This is a genomic window from Photobacterium halotolerans DSM 18316, from assembly GCF_000425165.1.
Classification (GTDB): domain Bacteria; phylum Pseudomonadota; class Gammaproteobacteria; order Enterobacterales; family Vibrionaceae; genus Photobacterium; species Photobacterium halotolerans.
Genome location: NZ_KE384323.1, coordinates 159,373 through 174,562, shown reverse-complemented (window position 1 = coordinate 174,562; position 15,190 = coordinate 159,373). Strand labels below are relative to the sequence as shown.

The 15,190-nt window shown below is 52.7% G+C and carries 13 protein-coding genes; all 13 read right to left on the bottom strand.

Going from position 1 to position 15,190, the window contains the following annotated elements:
- Window positions 1-3: 3 nt before the first annotated feature.
- Window positions 4-1,377 carry a flagellar filament capping protein FliD gene (gene fliD, locus H511_RS0120015; protein WP_027253928.1) on the bottom strand — a complete coding sequence of 458 codons (1,374 nt, stop codon included), beginning with the start codon at window positions 1,375-1,377 and terminating at the stop codon, window positions 4-6.
- Between the two features lie 22 nt (window positions 1,378-1,399).
- Complete coding sequence (locus H511_RS0120010) at window positions 1,400-1,846, bottom strand: flagellar protein FlaG (RefSeq protein ID WP_027253927.1); 447 nt, start codon at window positions 1,844-1,846, stop codon at window positions 1,400-1,402.
- 63 nt (window positions 1,847-1,909) lie between these two features.
- Window positions 1,910-3,061 carry a flagellin gene (locus H511_RS0120005; RefSeq protein ID WP_027253926.1) on the bottom strand — a complete coding sequence of 384 codons (1,152 nt, stop codon included), beginning with the start codon at window positions 3,059-3,061 and terminating at the stop codon, window positions 1,910-1,912.
- Window positions 3,062-3,405: 344 nt separating this feature from the next.
- Complete coding sequence (locus H511_RS0120000) at window positions 3,406-4,554, bottom strand: flagellin (protein WP_027253925.1); 1,149 nt, start codon at window positions 4,552-4,554, stop codon at window positions 3,406-3,408.
- Between the two features lie 340 nt (window positions 4,555-4,894).
- On the bottom strand, window positions 4,895-6,085 hold the full coding sequence (gene flgL, locus H511_RS0119995; protein ID WP_027253924.1) for a flagellar hook-associated protein FlgL: 1,191 nt from the start codon (window positions 6,083-6,085) through the stop codon (window positions 4,895-4,897).
- A 14-nt stretch (window positions 6,086-6,099) separates the two neighbouring features.
- Window positions 6,100-7,983: a flagellar hook-associated protein FlgK gene (gene flgK, locus H511_RS0119990; protein ID WP_027253923.1), complete on the bottom strand. Its 1,884-nt coding sequence runs from the start codon at window positions 7,981-7,983 to the stop codon at window positions 6,100-6,102.
- 301 nt (window positions 7,984-8,284) lie between these two features.
- Window positions 8,285-9,289, bottom strand: a complete 1,005-nt coding sequence (gene flgJ, locus H511_RS0119985) for a flagellar assembly peptidoglycan hydrolase FlgJ (protein ID WP_027253922.1) — start codon at window positions 9,287-9,289, stop codon at window positions 8,285-8,287.
- Window positions 9,290-9,350: 61 nt separating this feature from the next.
- The gene (locus H511_RS0119980; protein WP_276324941.1) at window positions 9,351-10,448 is read right to left on the bottom strand and encodes a flagellar basal body P-ring protein FlgI; all 1,098 of its coding nucleotides are present in this window, start codon (window positions 10,446-10,448) and stop codon (window positions 9,351-9,353) included.
- A gap of 40 nt (window positions 10,449-10,488) precedes the next feature.
- A complete protein-coding gene (gene flgH / locus H511_RS0119975; RefSeq protein ID WP_027253920.1) occupies window positions 10,489-11,259 on the bottom strand; it encodes a flagellar basal body L-ring protein FlgH in 771 nt (256 codons plus the stop codon).
- Window positions 11,260-11,277: 18 nt separating this feature from the next.
- Entirely contained in the window at window positions 11,278-12,066 is a 789-nt protein-coding gene (gene flgG / locus H511_RS0119970) for a flagellar basal-body rod protein FlgG (RefSeq protein ID WP_027253919.1), read from the bottom strand.
- Window positions 12,067-12,084: 18 nt separating this feature from the next.
- Window positions 12,085-12,834, bottom strand: a complete 750-nt coding sequence (flgF, locus tag H511_RS0119965; protein WP_027253918.1) for a flagellar basal-body rod protein FlgF — start codon at window positions 12,832-12,834, stop codon at window positions 12,085-12,087.
- 231 nt (window positions 12,835-13,065) lie between these two features.
- Entirely contained in the window at window positions 13,066-14,367 is a 1,302-nt protein-coding gene (flgE, locus tag H511_RS0119960) for a flagellar hook protein FlgE (RefSeq protein WP_027253917.1), read from the bottom strand.
- A 92-nt stretch (window positions 14,368-14,459) separates the two neighbouring features.
- Window positions 14,460-15,173: a flagellar hook assembly protein FlgD gene (locus H511_RS0119955; RefSeq protein WP_027253916.1), complete on the bottom strand. Its 714-nt coding sequence runs from the start codon at window positions 15,171-15,173 to the stop codon at window positions 14,460-14,462.
- Window positions 15,174-15,190 lie beyond the last annotated feature (17 nt).

The window sequence follows — 15,190 nt, the reverse complement described above, 5'->3', positions numbered from 1 at the left end:
CTACTACGTCTGCGGCATCATACTCATCATTGAACCCAGCTGGCTCTGCATCTGCCCCATGGCATGATCCATCGCAGAAAACTGGTCGTGGGTGCGCTGATAGACGCCTTCCATCCGGCGGTCCAGATCGCGCTGATCATCATTGAGCGTTAGCACCTGCTCATTGATGCTTTTCTCCCGGTTCGAAATACTGCCGGTCACGCCGGTATAAGCATGCAGCATATCTTCAATCCGGCGGGCAAAACCTTTGCGGCTGCCAAAAAATTCACCAACCGCGGAAAAATTCTGGTTCAGTTGCCTGTCGAGTTTATCGTAGTCGATTTCCAGGTGCCCGCTCAGTGTGGTTGTCACACCCAGCTCACTCAGGGTCTGCAGACTCGACGGCCCGTCTTCCAGCGGCGTACTGAATGCGTTTCGCAGTTGCTGAACCGATGAGCGCAGCATGCTGTCACCGACCAGCGGCCCTTTGCTCTGGGTATTCGGATCAAATTTACCCAGCTCCAGCGCGGTGTCGTAAAACTGATTGTAAGCATTCACAAACCGTTCGATCTGCGCCCCGGCCTTGTCTTTGTCGTAGCCGATTTCAATCACGGCTTGCGGCTTTTCGGCATTCACTGACAGTTGCTTTAAATCTATATCCAAACCGGGAATCGCATCTGTCAGGGTATTGGTGTCGCTCGTCACTTCTGCCAGACCGTCAATCAGCACTCTGGCATCAGTGGCTGCCTGCATTTCCTGCATAGGGCTGCCGGGATTCGCGGCATCGAACGCAAACGACTGCAACGGACTGCCGGCTTGCGCCTCGACAGTCACTTTCAGCGGATTACCAGCCCCTGTTTTATCGGCGTTCAGCACCAACCGGGCGCCGCTGGCGTCCTTAATGACAGTAGCGAGCACGCCTTTGTTATCCGGATGGCGGTTTATCTCACGCACCACATCCAGCAACTTAGTTTGATCCTGATCGAATGAAACGTCAAAAGACTGACCACCGACGGACAGTGTCAATTTTCCGGCACCCATTGCCGTTTTATCATCAACCGGCAAGGACGCAATTTTATGCGAGGTCGCCAGTTGCTTGACTTCGACAGAATATCGGCCGGGCTGCGCTTCATGGCTGGCACGGACAGATACCAAATCCTGATTGTCTGAAGAGGCGGTACGCTCGGCCAGCGTATGGTTCTGCCTGATGTCTGCCATCAGGGTTTTCATACCATCCAGTGCGCCTTTCAGACGCCCGTAAGCACTCAGCTCAACATTAGCCTGCTCTTTTCGCTGATTGATGCGCTCTTCTTTTGGCGCCCGCTCTGCGGCGACAATCTTGTCGACCATGGCATTGATATCCATGCCGGATGCCGTACCCATTGCGCCAATATTCATCTACAACCTCAATCAGTTACGATTACACTTTGGTGGTCAAAAGCCCGGTGGTGTAGGTCGCTATCTGACGTGACAGCGCCAACATATCTTCATCGGGGATCTGCCGGACCACTTCACCGCTTGCTTTTTCATAAACGGTAACGATCTGACGTCCAGACTCTTCATCAATTCTGAATGCCAGCCCTTTATTCATTGAGCCGACAAAATCTTCAATACTTTCCACCAGTTTTTCTAATTGCTGGCGCTGTAACTGCTGCTGTTCTTCCAGCCTGGCCGACTGTTCTACGCGCCTGACATCCGTGTTTGCTGCCACACTTGAGGCATTGTGCCCTGAGGGAGTGACCGCCAAAGAATCTTCGCGTGAATGGCCAACAGAAGGGTTTGCAACATCTGTGCCAACAGGTGATTTCGCACCAGTTGAAGAAAAGCGGGATAGAAATGAAGGGTTTAATACAGATTTTACGTCCATTTTCTGACACCTTCTGATCGAAAAAAGCGGCAAGGGCTTGCCCCTGCCGCTTTACTGAACGGATTAGCCCAGCAGGCTCAGTGCCGCCTGAGGCGCCTGCTTCGCTTGCGCCAGGATAGAGGTCGACGCTTGCTGCAGGATTTGGTTCTTGGTCAGGTTTGTGGTTTCTTTCGCAAAGTCAGTATCACGGATACGGCTGTTGGAAGAGGCCACGTTTTCGTTGATGTTGTTCAGGTTGCTGATGGTGTGATCCATACGGTTTTGTTTCGCACCCAGCTCTGCACGGTGTGAGTCAACAAACTGCATTGCACCGTCCAGGATTGCCGCCGCTTGCTGCGCGCCACCAACTGTGCTGACATCCAGCTCAGACACTGTGATATTAGTCGCTGCACCCGCAATTGAGGCATCCACTGCATTACCCGCAGTGTCAGTCATTGCGATAGTACCGGTAGTCACAGCCACATCACCGTTAGATGAGAACAACTGCAGCTCGCCTTTTTCAGAAACAGACGCATTGATCTGGTCGTTCTGACCGTTGATACGGGTCGCGATTTCTTCGATATCATCGCCAGCAACCAGGTCGATGCTTAACGCTGTCGCATTACCGTCGGCATCCGTTACGCTCAGCTCGATAGTGGTATCGGCATCCAGGGTAGAGTTTTTATCTGCCACCTGGTTAGTCGACACCAGCAGGCTGCCGCCCATGTCAGCGCTGTCAGAACGCATATTTTTCAGCGTCAGCTGTACCGCTTCACCGGAATCTGCACCCACCTGGAAGGCACGGGTACCGAATGAACCATTCAGCAGCTTCTGGCCACCGAAAGAGGTGGTTTCTGCGATACGGTTCAGTTCGTCGTTCAGCGCCGTGACTTCTTCCTGAATCGCTTTACGGTCATCATCAGAGTTAGAGCCGTTCGCCGACTGCAGAGACAGGTCACGCATACGCTGCAGGATGCTGGTGGTTTCTTGCATTGCACCTTCAGCAGTCTGAGACATTGAGATACCGTCGTTGGCGTTACGTACTGCTACGTCCAGGCCACGGCTCTGAGTCATCAGACGGTTAGAAATTTGCAGACCTGCTGCGTCATCTTTTGCACTGTTGATGCGTGAACCGGTAGACAGGCGCTCCATAGAAGCTGCTGTATTATCGCTAGCTTTATTCAGGTAACGCTGAGCGGTCATTGCAGAAACGTTAGTGTTTACTGTAACTGCCATAGTAATTCTCCTTACTTGTGCTTCTTTGTGGCTTGACCAGCTCAGCCGGCAAGTCCGAGTTATTCTTCGTACATCACCTTTAACGGCACTGGTGAAGAAAGCTTTAAGATTTTTTTTGAAATTTTTTTACTGGGCAAAAAAGTGTGAATCCGAACCCAATAAACAACGAATCAGAATGCATTACCTTGATTCAACGGCGACGCACTTTCTTGTTCTATAAGGGTTATCGGCGGTAAGGAAGAAAACTTTACAGGATTTTTTTGCTACTTTTTTATTGGCTGGCACCAATAAAAACGGCAAGGTGTTGCCACCTTGCCGTCGGGTAAAAATACCGTGTATTGCGGTTATTGCAGTAGGTTCAGTGCCGACTGCGGGATCTGTTTGGCCTGAGCAAGAATCGAGGTACTGGCTTGCTGCAGAATCTGATTCTTGGTCATTTCGGTTGTCTCTTTCGCAAAGTCGGTATCGCGGATACGACTGTTCGAGGCAGACACATTCTCAGAGGTATTGGCCAGGTTGTTAATAGTGTGCGTCAGACGATTTTGCTTTGCACCCAGATCGGCGCGCATGCTGTCGATGTATTTCAGCGCCGAGTCAATCAGAGGAACAGCACGCTGCGCCCCACCTGCCGTTGATACGTTGATCTCCGAGACAGTAATGTCGGTCGCCGTACCGGCGATATCACCCGCGACAGTCGTACCGTCGCTGTTGATCATGCTGAGCGCACCATTGGTAACACCCACGGTACCGTCACTGGAGACCAGCTGAAGTTCGCCTTTCTCTGTCACAGACGCATTAATCAGACCATTCTGACCGTTAATACGGGTGGCAATTTCTTCAACGTCATCACCACCCACCAGACCGATAGCGACTGGAGTGACAGTGCCGTCAGCTGCAGTAACACTCAATTCAATGTTAGTATCGGCGGCCAGCGTTGCATCCGGCTGAATCGTATTGGTCGAAACCAGCAGGCTGCCGCCCATTTTCGCTTCGTCAGCACGGACACTGTCCAGACCGACAACAATCGCTTCACCGGCATCGGCACCGACCTGGAAGGCCGCTTCACCAAAAGTACCGTTGAGCAGTTTACGGCCACCGAATGAGGTGGTTTCCGCGATACGGTTCAACTCATCCTGCAGCGCGGTAATTTCTTCCTGGATAGCGATACGATCGTCATCCGAGTTGGCACCGTTCGCCGATTGCAGCGACAGATCACGCATACGTTGCAAAATACTGGTAGATTCCTGCATCGCCCCTTCTGCGGTCTGCGCAATTGAAATACCGTCATTGGCATTTCGCATCGCCACGTTCAGACCACGAGTCTGAGCGATCAGACGGTTGGAAATCTGTAAACCGGCCGCATCGTCTTTGGCGCTGTTAATACGACTACCCGTAGACAGACGCTCCATGGATTGGCTCAGGCCCTCAGATGCTTTGTTGAGGTAGCGCTGCGCAGTCATGGCAGACACGTTGGTGTTCACTGTTACACCCATTTTGCTCTCCTTTGACTTTTCGCTGTTAGCGAAACAGCTACCCGCAACGTCAACCCATCAGAGAGTGAAGCGGGACCAGCGTTAGTAAAAATGTCGTTAATGAAAATCACAATAATACTTTAGCAATTAGTGTGCCAGAAATAATAAGCTATTATTTTCATGGCTTTACACTATATTTCATCGGCAATTGAAGCAAAGCGGCAAAGCCATGCCAGCTCATTGAAGCGCTCTGCCGCCAAGCCTTGCCGCCCGGCAAGTAAGCAGCGGCAAAGATAAAACGAAGCCCCTTACCTGAGATGCCGATAAAGGGGCTTATCACACCGCCAACCGAGATCTGAGCTTAGATATAATTGAACAGGCTCAGGTTTTTGGTTTTCGCAAACGCCTGCTGGGAAGCCTGCAGGGCCAGCATGTTTTCATTGAGCTCCACCACGGCTTTGCCGTAGTCCAGATCTTCCAGCGTCCCACGCGCTTTATTGATCACCAGCTTAAAGTCCTCATGCATATCGGCCTGGCGATCCAGTGTTTGCAGCCGGGTGCCAACTTCGGAGCGCGCCCGGTTTATATGCTTGAACGCCTGCGACAACTCTTCCGCGACCTGGTGCAATTCTGCGGTCGCCGATGCATCAGAAGGAGCACGGGCAGAGACTTCAATTCCGCGTTTGAAAGAATCGAACACACTGAAAGTATCCTGCCGGTTCAGGGTGATCTGATCGCCATCTGTCACTTCGCCTTCCAGCTGTACCGACAGCGTTCCCCACTCGATACCGCGTTTCGGATCAAAGGGCTGACTGTCAACCAGCAAACCGTCCTGATACAGATCGTAAACCGCCCCCGAATCCGTCTGCGTGAAATCAATGGTATAGCTGGCATTGTCTGAGTGGTTATTATTTCGGGCATGCGACAGCAGCAACAGCGAGCCGGACTGCAGATCGTAATCAGGCTGATAATCCCCGTACGGGTTTTCGATGTTCATGAACAGTTTGTCGCCCGGATCATTCACCGGTACATCGACATTCGGCGATACTTTAGCCATACGCTGATAGCTGTCGCCGACATAGCTGACATTGCCGTTGCCGTCACGGAAAAACGGCTGCTTGTCGTACTGATTGCCCGCAAACACAAAGTTACCGGATTCATCCTGGGTATTGACCAGGTGGATAACGGAATCAAACAGCCCTCGCAAATCCTGCATGTGTGCGATTCGGTCATCATCTGACAACGAACCGTTCACCATAGACATGGTTTTACGCTTGGCGTCATCGAGCAGGGTTTCGGCATCGGAAATCGCGGTTTCTTCGCTGTTCAGGCGATTGCGCGCCAGAGTAATAGAGCGCAGCGACTGATCAATTTCCGTATTTTGCTGTGAAAAATTCTGCACATAGATAGAGGCAACCGGATCATCCCCGGCGGTCAGCAACTGCTTGCCGGACGCCAGTTGTTCCTGGTTCTGTGAGACTTTCACCTGTTGGCGGTTCATATCATTCGCCACGGACTGATAGTTATGAAAGCTGGCAATTCGGCTAATCATACGGCGTTAACTCCTTATCGCGCGGCATTAAGCAAAGTATTAAAGGTTTCATTCGCCACCGTCATAATGCGGGACGATGCCATGTAAGCCTGTTGGAACTTCATCATGTTTGCGGCTTCTTCATCCATGTTGACACCGGCTATTTCAGCCACACGGCTCTCTGCGGCTTCTTTTTCCTGACGGCCCACTTCTTTCAGACGTGCGGCCGATGCGCGCTGAACCCCCATTTCGGTGTTCAACCCCTCATAGACATCGATCACGCTGGATCGTCCTTTGTTCATGAGCTTCATGTCCTGAAGATCCTGCATTTTGATCAGGTTACCGTTATCGCCGCTGGCCGCATTCAGGTTGACGGCAAAGACGTCGCCCCCTGCCGCACCATTACTCAGGGTGAACCCGGTGCCGCCGACCACCACCTGCCCGCTTGGCGGATAAGGCTGCGGGGCCTGCAGCACATTGCCCTGCATGTCCAGCACCGCAAACTGCGAGGAATCGGGTGATACCGCAACCTGGAATTCTCGTAACGGGCCTGGAGAAGTAATGGCAAACTCGGCTTTTCCCTGCGCCTGCGTTGCAGAGCTGAGGTAACTCTGCGCTGCAATTTTTGCCGGATCTGTCATTTCAGCCTGCACGTCTCTGGCCGCATTGCGGGTAGGCCGCAGCAGGATTTTTTCACCGCTGGCAATCGGAGCGGCAATTTCTATCCGCACGCCATCGACATCGAAACTCGGCGGTAAGCCACTCGGAATGACAGATTGCGACGAACCATCCGGCATTTTCAGCGTATGCTGGCTGCCGTTGAATCCCAGCTCGTACTCACCGGCCTGCAGCTTGCTGAGATCATTGATGTACACTTTCACCTCTGCGCTGGAGCCCTGGGGGATCAGCGCGCGGGAGGCGGCAACCTCGGGGGCATTGACATCGGTAAACATGGCCTCACCCACCTGACCGTTCAAATCCAGGCCCTGGGCCTGAAGCTGGTTCACCGACTCAGTGAAACCTATGGTCATTTTACCCAGCTCATCCATCACCTGCGGCAAGGTTTTGTCACGGTATTCAAACAGTGACGCCAATTTGCCGCCAACATCGTCCGAGCTAATGGCCTTCAGGGATTTACCTGCCACCACTGCCAGTTGGGTCTGTTGCGGATCGGGATCGCCATTGATCATTTGCAGTTCGCTGGAGTGGGTCCCTGACACCAGGGTATGACCACTGCCGATCAGGACGTTGAAGGTTTCCGCGTTTTTGCGCGTGACAGTGACTTTGGTGTAAGTCGACAGCTCATTGATTAACTGCTGATGTCTGTCCATCAGGTCGTTATCTGCGCCGCCGGCCGGGGTTTTCAGCAAAGCCTGATGGATTTCCACCAGCTCGCGGCCAATGTCGTTCACTCTGTTCAGGGTTTTTGCCAGTACGTCATTGGTGACGTCTTTCTGTTCGGCCAGAACCCGGTGGGTGTCATTCAACCCGGCCGCAACCATTTTGGCTTTTTCCAGCACCACTTTGCGGGTGCCCAGATCATTGGGGCTGTCAGCCATCGCTTTGACGGCGTCGTACCACTGGTTCATATCCTGCGGCACCTGACTGGCACTGTTTGCCAGCAGCTTATCGAGCCGCTCCAGCTGGCCGTCGCGCTCAGTGGCGTAACTGTGATTGGTCGTGGTGAGGTTCAGCTCGTTAGTGGCAAACTGATCATAACCGCGGCGAACTTCTGCCGCGTGTACACCCGTCCCGTAGTTATTGCCGCCCCACCACATGGGATCGTTGGTCTGCTGTACAACAGACTGGCGGCTGTAACCATCCGTATTGACGTTGTTGATGTTATGGCTGGTGGTATTGAGCTGCCTTTGCGCTGTTAACACACCTTGAGAGCCCAAACTGAGCAAATCGAACGCCATTGCGCCTCCAGAAACCTCGGGGGAGTTACTTTACTGGAGATTAATAAGCAAAAATCATTCCAACATTTAAATTATTTATTTTCAGTGAGTTATGGTAATTAAAACCAGGAATGGCAATTCATTGCCGGAGGGAGAAAGGAATAACGGAATGCAAGTGAAATGACAGGCTCTGGCTACTCTGACATGCTGATTTCGGAAGCTTCAAAGCCCATAAATGATGGTCATTATCACTGAGAAAACACGGCACAGCGAACAATACTGAAAAATCTCTGCCGCCATCAGACAATGCCGGCAGAATCTGTTACTTCATCAGCTTTTTCACCGACTCCATCACATTGATGATTTTATCGGCGTATTTCGGATCGGTCGCGTAACCGGCCTGATGCAGGTTACGGATAAAACGGCGCGGATCTTGCGGCGAGGCCAGTGCTTCTGAATAACGTGGGTTATCATTCAGAAAACGGACATAATCATTGAAGCTGTCTTCATAACTATTGTAAGAGCGGAATGCCGCCCGCTCCTGAACCGGAATGCCGTCATGATATTCCAGCGTCTGAGTGGCCACTTTATTGCCGGACCAGCGTGGGTCCGCTTTGATGTTGAACAGATTGTTACTGTCGCCTGCCGCATTTTTCACCACTTTTTTACCCCAGCCGGTTTCCAGTGCCGCCTGCGCAATCAGCACTGCCGGATCTGTGCCCAGCATGCCTGCCGCTTTTTCAGCAAACGGACGCATGCGGGTCACGAAATCTTCCGGCGAGGAAAACGGTTTTTCCTGCGGCTGGCGCAATGGCGGGACAGGCTCGGCTGAGGTGGGGGCAGAAGCCGCCACTTGTTCCGGCGCTGTGGCAGCTTTGTCTTTAGCCGCTGTGTCTCTGGCTGCGAAGACTTTAGCCAGCACATCATCGCCAGACACCTGACGCGACTGCTGAATGGCCTCGAAACCGGCGGCTTTTTCCTGGGCCGCTTTCGCCTGCTCTTCCGGTGTTGCCTCTGGCTTCTCTAATACGCTCAGTTGTTCCACGATCAGATCAGCCAGCCCAAGCGAACCGCGGGCGCTGAGTTCACTGGACATTTGCTCGTCACGCATTTCTTCAAAAAACTTGGTGTTCGAGCTGCTCATCAGATCAGACTCAAAGGCTTCATTGGCCTGACGCATCGATTTAAACAGCATTTGGGTGAACAGGGCTTCAAACTGCTCTGCTGCTGCTCGCAAAGATTCCGTATCCCCTTTACCTTTGATGCCAGCACGAAGTCTGTCAAGATTAGCAAGGTCGTTGACAAAGCCTGGGTCCGTCGGTTTCATCGTCAGTGTCTGCCTGTAATGCGCTTTCCATCAGCACCTGTAGCCAGGTGCCAGCCATAATTTAAATAATGATCAGCTGGCCTTCAATGGCACCAGCCTGTTTCAGTGCCTGCAGAATCGCCATCAGATCGGAAGGAGCTGCCCCCACCTGATTGACCGCGCGTACCAGCTCATCCAGGGTAATACCCGGATTGAACTTAAACATCCGGGAGTCTTCTTCCGTCACATCAATCTGCGAGTCAGGTACGACTACAGTTTCGCCGCCAGAAAATGGATTCGGCTGGCTGACAATGGGATTTTCCTGAATAGAGACTGTCATCCCACCGTGGGTAATCGCTGCCGGCTTGAGCTTCACATGCTGGCCGACGACGATTGTACCGGTACGGGAGTTGACGATAATTTTCGCCGCGCCTTCGGCCGGGTCGAATTCAAGATTCTCGATAGTCGACAGGAAAGCCACCCGCTGACTCACATCTCGCGGCGCACGCACACGTACCGAGGTGGCATCAATCGGCGCGGCCATATCAGGGCCCAGAAACTGATTGATGGCATCTGACATACGTTGCGCCGTGGTGAAATCAGATTCAAACAGGTTAAAGGTCAGGTGATCGCCGCGGCTGAACGGGTTAGGCACTTCCTGCTCAACAATCGCGCCGTTAGAGATGCGGCCGACCGTCGGGTTATTGCCCACCAGCTTCGAGCCGTCCAGACCTTCGGCACTGAAGCCGCCAACCACCAGGCTACCCTGCGCCACCGCATAAACTTTACCGTCCAGACCGCGCAGGAAAGTCTGAATTAAGGTGCCGCCACGCAGGCTTTTCGCCGAGCCGATAGAAGAGACGGTGATATCAATATGCTGACCTTGCTTGGTAAATGGCGGCAAGGTCGCGCTGACAGCCACAGCGGCCACATTCTTGGTTTTGGGTTTAGTGCCTGCCGGCAATTGAATACCGAAGTTTTGCAGCATGGCATTGAAACTCTGATCGGTAAATGGCGTGGTTTCACCGGTTCCCGGCAAACCGACCACCAGACCGTAACCCGACAACTGGTTACTCCGCACCCCGGCGACTTCAGAGACGTCCTTAATTCGGGCGGCCTGCAAAGGGAAAGCCATCAACAGGGCGAGTCCTGCCCATAGCATCTGTCTGGTCACTGTCATACTCTCATCGTCGGGTAGCGGTTAAAGGGAAATACATGGCTTACAGACTGACGTTAAAGAACCGGGCCAGCCAGCCCTGCTCCTGGGCGTCCTGTCTGTCTCCGGTACCGGAATACTGAATGCGGGCATTGGCAATCCGGGGCGATTCTATGGTGTTTTCCTGTGAAATGTCGTCCGGACGGATTGTGCCGCTCAACCGGATATACTCGTCACCACTGTTGAGTGTCAGCCACTTCTCGCCACGCACCAGCAAATTACCGTTCGCCAATACCTCAACCACTTCGACTGAAATTGAGCCCTGAATGCTGTTACTCTGATCCGCCGAGGTGCTGCCTGAGAAGGTATTGGAGTTATTGATATCGTAAGAGATATCACGATCGCCGATCGTCAGCGGCTGGCCACCGAGTGTCAGGGGATCCATGGTTAAATCTGTCGACTTATCGAGATCGCTACTGGCACTTTTGTTAGCTTTGTTTTTCTCTGCCAGCATCACAGTGACGATATCACCTATCCCGCGCGGACGGGTATCGTCATACATATCCTGCGCCAGCGCCTGACTGAACAAAGAACCGGTCGCCGTGGCGTAATGGGCCGGTTTATCCTGAGGACGGATACTGCTCCAGGCCGGATCGCCGGCCTGCGGGTCGTCACGACGGCGTACAAGGTCAATCAAATCACCGCCCGATGACTCCTGATTTCCTTCTACGGCATCGACATTGGTCGTCGCCTGTTTCAGCTCATCCTGTTGTTCCGGCATCTGGACACACCCGGCCAGCGTCAGTATTAAAGCAGTCAACAACCAATTTTTCATCTTAGACCCCACTCTTTATTAAAGCTGCTGGTTCACGTAGCTCAGCATCTGGTCAACGGTTGAAATCACTTTGGAGTTCATTTCGTACACTCGCTGGGCTTCAATCATATTGACCAGCTCTTCCGTCACGTTCACGTTGGATGTTTCCAGCATTGACTGGCGGATCTGACCAAACCCTTCCAGACCAGGCACGCCTTCCTGCGGATCACCGCTCGCACCGGTTGGCAGGAACAGGTTCTGACCGATAGGCTCCATACCGCCAGGGTTGATAAAATCGACCGTGGTCAGCTGACCCAGTACCAGGCTTTCCTGCTGGTTACGGATACGGGCCGACACTTCACCGTCGGTGCCGACAGTAATGCTGACCGCATCTTCCGGCACGACAATTTCAGGCTGCAGCAGATAACCGCCACCCGAGGTCACCATCTGGCCTTCTTCATTGATAGTGAACTGACCATTGCGGGTGTAGCCTATGTTGCCGTCCGGCAGGAGGATCTGAAAGAAGCCGTCACCTTCAATCATCATGTCCATGGCGTTGTTGGTGGTCTGGGTATTACCCTGAGTAAACACTTTTTGTGTTGCCACCACCTTAGAGCCCGCCCCCAGCATCAGACCGGATGGCAAGGTCGTATCCTGGGTGGACTGGCCGCCAGGCTGGTTAATGTTCTGATAAAACAGATCCTCGAACACCGCACGGCTCTTTTTGAAGCCAATGGTCGAGGCGTTAGCCAGGTTATTCGAAATGGTCGAGATGTTTGTTTGCTGAGCGTCAAGACCGGTTTTACTGACCCATAATGCTGGATGCATGTGTTATTCCTTTCCTAATTAGCCCAAACGCAGCAGAGACGAGGACGCCTGGTCCATTTCCTCTGCGGTTTTCATTAACTTAACTTGCATTTCAAAATGACGCTGAAGATCGATCATGCTGGTCATTTCACCCACGGCATTCACGTTACTGCCTTCCAGCGCACCGCTCAGCAGAGTCACCTCAGCATCGGCATCAAATATCTGCGCGGGTACTTTAGATTTGAACAGACCATCAACGTCTTTAAAGACTTCACTGTTGTCCGGCTTGACCATTTTAATGCGATCAACCACTTCCATCGCATCGGCCGGGGCGCCCTGCGGACGGACTGAAACAGTGCCATCCTTACCGATTTCAATTTTGCTGATTGGCAGAGGAATAAAAATAGGGCCGCCATTTTCACCGACCATCAGGCTGCCGTTGCTGTTTTGCAGCAACCCTGTCTGATCGATTTTCAGGTGGCCGGCACGGGTATAGGCTTCCTGGCCGCTGGCATCCAGTACGGTCAGCCAACCGTTACCTTCTATAGCAACATCCAGATCCCGGCCCGTTGTCATTACTGCCCCCTGGGCAAAATCCTGCCCCGGTCTTTCTGTCATGGAGAACACGCGGGACGGCATGCCTTCGCCAAACGCCTGCATACTCCGCGCCTGCTCTAAATCAGCGCGAAAGCCAGTGGTACGAACGTTAGCCAGGTTATTGGCATGAAGCTGCAAGCCATACATATCTTGCTTAGCGCCGCTCATTGCCAGGTACAGTGCACGATCCATTTCGAGTCTCCCAATCAGTACTGCAGCTATAGAAGCAATATACGTACCACTTTGGTAAAGAGCTGAAAAACAGTCATGAAACAGCGAAAGATCAGGTAATTAGTGAGAGATCCTTGCCATAACGAAAGCAGGAAATCAGTCAGGTGCCAAAGAAATGGCATCCAGAAGACAGGCGTCGGACAAACATTGCCGCCATCAGAGGCTCAGGCGGCAATGTCAAACAAGGTGGGGTTAACGAATTTGCAGTATGGTTTGCTGGAGGCTGTTGTCCACTTCCAGTGCGCGGGAGTTGGCCTGGAAATTACGCTGGGCGGTGATCAAATCCACCAGTTCCTGGGTCATGTCAATGTTTGACTGCTCCAGCGTACCGCTTTTCACCGAACCAAACGCCCCGAAGGTCGCCTCACCCCAAACAGCAGCACCAGACTCCTGGCTTACCGCCCATTGCGTGCCGCCTTTGGAGAGCAGCCCCTGCTCGTTCGGCACACGAACCATGCCGACACGGCCAAGGGTAATGTTTTCCCCGTTACTGTAAGTGGCCACAATCGAGCCTTTGGCATCGACATCCACTTTGGCCAGATAACCCGTAGTGGCACCATTTTCACTGAACTTACGCACTTCAAACGGCGCCGCGAACTGAGTCGGATCATCGAAGTTAAAGTTCAGCGTCTGTGAACCGTCTGCACCGTTCATGCTCAGGCCAGCCGCACTGAAAGCCTCAGAAATCATCGGGTTACCGCCATTCACCTGGGCCACTGTGCCGTCGAAGTTAAAATCAACCAGTGCGCCGGTATGCCCCGCCACATTGGTTGCCTCACCGTCGGCAATATCCAGTGGCTTCTCACCGTCGGCATCCGTGACGGTATAGAAAGACGCCCAGCGATTTGGCTGCGTATTGTCCTTCACATAGTAACTGGTCATTTTGTATGGCTGGCCTAAGGAGTCATACATAGTCACTGAAGTGGATTTGTTGTAGGTATCCGGATCTTCAAAATTAAACTGGTTGATGTCTTTCGGGTCGCCGTTGGCCGGCAGGTTGACTCCGATGTCGACCTGACTGGTGGCTTTCGGCTGACCGAATTGATCCGGTACTTTCAGTGCCTGTGGCTCATAAGAGACCACCTGATCGGTTTCCTGATCCACACCGTAGCCCAGTAAGAACTGATCTTCTGAGTTAACAATGTAATTGTCTTTGTCCAGGTGAAAAGCACCGTTGCGGGTCAGGCTGTTATTATTCGGTTCCAGACGCTGGTCTGAGACGGCAAAAAAGCCGGTACCGGAAATACGCAGATCCATCGGGTTATTGGTATAAATACTGGAACCTTCATGAAACTGCTGAGCCACCACAGAATTCTGGACACCGCCACCTGTGGTGGTTTTGGTGTTGGAAAAAATGGAGCTTGAATACACATCACCAAATTCGGCCCGCGACTCCTTAAAGCCGTAGGTATTGGCGTTGGCAATGTTGTTACTTGTGGTGTTCAGATCTTTCTGGGCGGCGCCCAGTCCACTCAGTGCGACATTAAAGCCCATAGGTGACTCTCCTGAATTCTGTGTACAGCGTACTTATTGTTCACCAGCGCAGCGTATTCACTGCCGCTGGTGATTTGTTAATGCGTCCGGCGTTATGCCTTGCCGACTTCCAGCACTTCAGCCAGCTTGATCGGGGATTCAAATCCAGCCAGATTCAGCATGACATTGCCGTCACCATTGCCCAGCAGCACGCTGTTCACATTGGCGTAAGTCGACACGTCAAATTCCGAGTTCTTGCCGTCGGCCAGTGCGCTGACTTTCAGCTGATACTTACCGGCTGGCAACATATTGCCGCGGTCATCCTTGCCGTCCCATGCCACACGGTGATCGCCGGCAGGCTTGGAGCCTAAGTCAAAGCTGCGTACCAGCTCGCCTGCCGCATTCTCAACCCGGACTATCAGGTTATTGAGCGATTGCGGCAGCTTAACCATTCCTGCGACACCACCTTCGGCCGTTTTCGAGCCGGTTGGATTCGGAACCAGTACATCACGGCCCACCAGCGATGAGGCCTGCAGGGCCTGGTTCGATGTCATGGCAGCGTTCAGACCGCCAAACTGTTCATTCATTTTGCTGATGCCGTCTACTGTGGCAAACGACGCCATCTGCGCAATCATCTGGTCATTACCCACAGGTTTGAACGGATCCTGCTGCGACATCTGCTTGGTCAGCAACGACAGAAAATCTTCCTGCTTAAGCTCTTGTTGTCCAGTTACTTTCTGCTCAGACTGCAGTTTTTTCTCCTGCATGCTCTTAAGCTGGTCAATATAGGACAAAGGGCTTTGACCTGTGCTTTTAATACCGGTCATGTCAGTTACTCCCTACC

Coding starts and splice junctions, on each gene's coding strand:
- fliD (WP_027253928.1), bottom strand. CDS start 1,377: ATGAATATTGGCGCAATGGGTACGGCATCCGGCATGGATATCAATGCC.
- H511_RS0120010 (WP_027253927.1), bottom strand. CDS start 1,846: ATGGACGTAAAATCTGTATTAAACCCTTCATTTCTATCCCGCTTTTCT.
- H511_RS0120005 (WP_027253926.1), bottom strand. CDS start 3,061: ATGGCAGTTACAGTAAACACTAACGTTTCTGCAATGACCGCTCAGCGT.
- H511_RS0120000 (WP_027253925.1), bottom strand. CDS start 4,554: ATGGGTGTAACAGTGAACACCAACGTGTCTGCCATGACTGCGCAGCGC.
- flgL (WP_027253924.1), bottom strand. CDS start 6,085: ATGATTAGCCGAATTGCCAGCTTTCATAACTATCAGTCCGTGGCGAAT.
- flgK (WP_027253923.1), bottom strand. CDS start 7,983: ATGGCGTTCGATTTGCTCAGTTTGGGCTCTCAAGGTGTGTTAACAGCG.
- flgJ (WP_027253922.1), bottom strand. CDS start 9,289: ATGAAACCGACGGACCCAGGCTTTGTCAACGACCTTGCTAATCTTGAC.
- H511_RS0119980 (WP_276324941.1), bottom strand. CDS start 10,448: ATGACAGTGACCAGACAGATGCTATGGGCAGGACTCGCCCTGTTGATG.
- flgH (WP_027253920.1), bottom strand. CDS start 11,259: ATGAAAAATTGGTTGTTGACTGCTTTAATACTGACGCTGGCCGGGTGT.
- flgG (WP_027253919.1), bottom strand. CDS start 12,066: ATGCATCCAGCATTATGGGTCAGTAAAACCGGTCTTGACGCTCAGCAA.
- flgF (WP_027253918.1), bottom strand. CDS start 12,834: ATGGATCGTGCACTGTACCTGGCAATGAGCGGCGCTAAGCAAGATATG.
- flgE (WP_027253917.1), bottom strand. CDS start 14,367: ATGGGCTTTAATGTCGCACTGAGTGGACTGGGCGCCGCCCAGAAAGAT.
- H511_RS0119955 (WP_027253916.1), bottom strand. CDS start 15,173: ATGACCGGTATTAAAAGCACAGGTCAAAGCCCTTTGTCCTATATTGAC.